The sequence below is a fragment of the Paralimibaculum aggregatum genome (genome assembly GCF_030270585.1).
Classification (GTDB): Bacteria; Pseudomonadota; Alphaproteobacteria; order Rhodobacterales; family Rhodobacteraceae; genus Thermohalobaculum; species Thermohalobaculum aggregatum.
Genome location: NZ_BSYI01000097.1, coordinates 1 through 2,737, shown reverse-complemented (window position 1 = coordinate 2,737; position 2,737 = coordinate 1). Strand labels below are relative to the sequence as shown.

At 64.5% G+C, this 2,737-nt stretch carries 3 protein-coding genes; all 3 read left to right on the top strand.

Annotated elements, in window-relative coordinates:
- Positions 1-88: 88 nt before the first annotated feature.
- Entirely contained in the window at positions 89-1,465 is a 1,377-nt protein-coding gene (locus QSJ97_RS24355) for an IS1380 family transposase (protein WP_285675085.1), read from the top strand.
- A 293-nt stretch (positions 1,466-1,758) separates the two neighbouring features.
- On the top strand, positions 1,759-2,466 hold the full coding sequence (locus QSJ97_RS24350) for a VPLPA-CTERM sorting domain-containing protein (RefSeq protein WP_285675084.1): 708 nt from the start codon (positions 1,759-1,761) through the stop codon (positions 2,464-2,466).
- 143 nt (positions 2,467-2,609) lie between these two features.
- Positions 2,610-2,737: ArdC family protein (locus QSJ97_RS24345; protein WP_285675087.1), on the top strand; the 128-nt coding region annotated here is incomplete at its 3' end.

Below are 2,737 nucleotides of genomic sequence, written 5' to 3'. Positions count from 1 at the left end.
CCCGGATATCCCAGATGGATCGAGCTTCGAGCCAGCTCTGAACCGTGATATCCTCCTGATGTCAGTTGGTTGACGAGGGCGGAGCGGTATGGCGGCAGTGAACCCGGCGGGTGAAGAGGAAACGGGGCCTCTTCGGCTCCAATTCGACCGCACGGTCAAGCTGGCGTTCTGCGGTTCCTCGATCAGCTCGGACGGCGGATTGCTCCTGCACCGAGAACTGGACGACGCTCTTGGCCTGACCGATGCAGCGGCCGATCTGATCGCTGATCCGCGCGTCGGCAAGAACGGCCGGCATCATCTCTGCGGGCTGCTCCGGCAATCGCTCTTCTCGCGCCTCGCGGGATACGAGGACGTCAACGACGCCGACCGTCTGCGCCGAGACCCAGTGATGCGCCAGCTCGTCGGCGGCCGGGCGGTCAAACGCGGTGCGGCCTCGGCGAGCGCCATGGGCCGGTTCGAGACCTCAATGCTGACGCCGCCAGAGAACCTGGCCATTCTCGCAGATCTGCCCGGCCGGTGGATTGATGCCGTGCACGACCGGCAGCCACCGAAGGTCGTCACGCTGGACATGGACAGTTCCGAAAGCCCCGTGCATGGAGATCAGGAAGGCTCGGCCCGGAACGGCCACTTTCAGTCGAAGTGCCTGCATCCGCTCTTCGTGTTCAACCAGTTCGGCGATCTGGAGCGGTGCGCGCTCCGCCCCGGGAACGTGCATAGCGCCCACGGCTGGGAAGATGTCCTGAACCCCGTACTGGCGCGCTACTCCGCCAAAGCCCGGCCTTCGGTCACGAGGCGGCGGTTCCGTGCGGATGCCGCCTTTGCCATCCCGGCCCTGTTCGATCTGCTGGAAGCCGAGGGCTGGGACTATGCCATCCGGATCAAGGGAAACTCCAAGCTCCATGACCGGATCTCCTGGCTGACGAAGCGCGGCCCCGGCCGGCCGCCACATCACGTCGTGCGCCGCTACACCAGCTTCCACTACCGAGCGAAGAGCTGGTCAAAGGCCCGCCGGGTGGTCGCCAAGGTCGAGTTCCATCCCGGCGAGCTGTTCCCGCGGATCGGCTTCATCGTCACCAACCGCAGCCTGCCGAACGAACGCGTGCTGTCCTTCTACAACGACCGCGGAACGGCCGAGCAGCACATCAAGGAAGGCAAGTACGCGCTCAAATGGACGCGGCTCTCCTGCATGCGCTTCGAGGCGAACGCCGTCCGGCTCCAGCTCCACGCGTTGGCCTACAACCTGGCGAACTTCCTGCGCACGCTGGCGACACTGGAAGCGATCGAGACCTGGTCGCTGACCTCGCTGCGCGAGCGGCTGGTCAAGACCGGCGTCCGGCTGGTGCGCCACGCCCGCTATGCCGTGTTCCAGCTTGCCGAGGCCGCACTGCCGCGGGAGGTCTTCGCCGGCGTCCTCGGCCTGATCAACAGCCTCCGCGGGCCGCCACAGACGGCAACGTCAGCATGAGCGGAGACCATGTGATCACCGGCGGCGCCTGCGGTGACGGCAAAGGTGTGTCCGGCATCCGGGCATTTCGCCGCCCATGGCGCGCTGCGAAGCCGGTAGGTCAGCGATTCAGCGCGATCCACGGCACCCGCGACGGTGCCCGAGGCACTTCCTGCTTGATCGGGCTTGTCGGCTTCGGCGAGCTCATCGGCAAGAGGTCAAATGGGAAAGTCCCCAAGGCCGAGAGATCCGGGGGAGGTTGCCGTTCGGGGAGACCACTTCGGCCCAACCGAACACCCAATGGAGACGACCAGATGATCCGCACCACTCTCGCCGCAGCCCTCGTCGCCACCGCCGTGACCGCCGCCACGACCGCTGCACAGGCGGTTCCCATCACCGATTTCACCGGGCTGTCGATCACGCTCGAAACCACGCCGGTGAACTCTTCCATTGCCACGGGCACTCAGTTGGTGACCACGACCGGGCCCGGCTCCTCCGGGCCCGCGACCGCGACCATCAGCACCGGTGTCGAGTACAGCAACGTCCGCCTTCAGGATGGCAATGGGAACTTCACGGCTTTCGACATCGACATCCTTGCAACCGGCCTTGTCGAAATCCGCAGGACGTCCAACCTCGGTGGCATTTCTCAGCCAGCCCCACAGGACAGTACACGTCCTGATGGACCGGACATGCTGCTCGATTTCATCCTTGCGACCACCGGCACCATGCTGACGGATGCCACGCTGGTGACCGCCTTCACCGAGTCTTCACCGGACTTCGAGACCAGTGTTGAGTTTGACGCTGGGACAGCGACGTATGAGATCGGCAGCTTTGAGGGACCGGGCTTCAATATCTTTGCCGGCAACAACTCCTCGGTCAGCGTCGGTAGCATGCAGCTCGCGGCCGACGGGCCGATGGCCAGCGGCTATGGCGCTGCCGCGGTCCCGCTGCCCGCAGGCCTGCCGTTCCTGCTGACGGGGCTCGCCGCCCTCGGTCTCGCCCGGGCACGCCGCCGGGGCTGAGCGCCCGCCGCGGGCGCGCCAGCGCCTCGCGGCAAGAAGAATGTGTCATTATATAGCGCTGTGCGGAATCGGAAAAGCTTACTTCTGTGAACAAAGGGCGGAAATGATTGGAGATAAATGATTAAATACTGGAGTATTTTATAATGAAGAAAGATATTTATGAGCGAGTAACGGAATGCATCATCGAGAGCCTCGAGGCCGGCGTCCGGCCCTGGCTGAAGCCCTGGAACACCGAGCACGCAGCGGGGCGCATCACCCATAAGGGACATCT